The 650-nt window shown below is 36.0% G+C and carries 2 protein-coding genes; both read left to right on the top strand.

Annotated features, from left to right (window positions below; translation table 11 throughout):
- On the top strand, positions 1–279 hold a 279-nt coding region (locus ACVRRC_RS22185), incomplete at its 5' end, for a FimD/PapC C-terminal domain-containing protein (RefSeq protein WP_472997606.1).
- Positions 272–650 (top strand): fimbria/pilus periplasmic chaperone (locus ACVRRC_RS22180; RefSeq protein WP_472997605.1); only part of this gene is annotated, 379 nt, incomplete at its 3' end. The genes ACVRRC_RS22185 and ACVRRC_RS22180, both read left to right, overlap by 8 nt.

The following is a 650-nucleotide window of genomic DNA, read 5'->3' as shown; positions in this document are numbered from 1 at the left end:
GCCATTATTTATCGTGAATTTAAATATTCAACAATTCATCGCTATATTTTGCGACTGAAAAAGAAAAATGGCGAGTTTGTTTCTGCAGGGAGTTCGGTGAGAACAGAAAATAATGAATACGTGGGATTCGTTTCGAACAGTGGTGTCCTATTATTAAATTTATTAAATAAGCCTAAGACAATCTTTGTCTTATCCCCAAAAGGGGAACAGTGCACCTTGAATTTAGAAAAAATTGAATCAAATGATAATAAAATCACGGAGATTGAATGCAATGAGTAAACTGGTATCCATTTTTATTTTAATCATATCGTCATTAACCTGCTTTAATGCATACTCTGCATTTACACTTAATGGCACCCGTTTTATTTATGATGAAGGCCGAAAGAATATCGCCATTGAAGTCAAAAATAACAGCGATAAAACATACGGGGGGCAAGTTTGGGTTGATAATCTTAAGGGTAATGACGTGTTTTTTGTCCCGGCCCCGAATTTATTTAAAATCGGGGGCGAAGAAAAGCAATTAATCCGTTTATTGTATGTAAATGATATTTTACCCAAAGACCGAGAATCCTTATTTTGGTTGAATGTGCAGGAAATTCCCCCCGTTGCCTCTGCTGATGAAGGGAATGTCCTTGCTGTTGCCTTAAATA

The sequence above is a fragment of the Stutzerimonas sp. LR2 genome (assembly GCF_055755175.1).
This window is presented reverse-complemented; position numbering and strand designations above follow the sequence as displayed.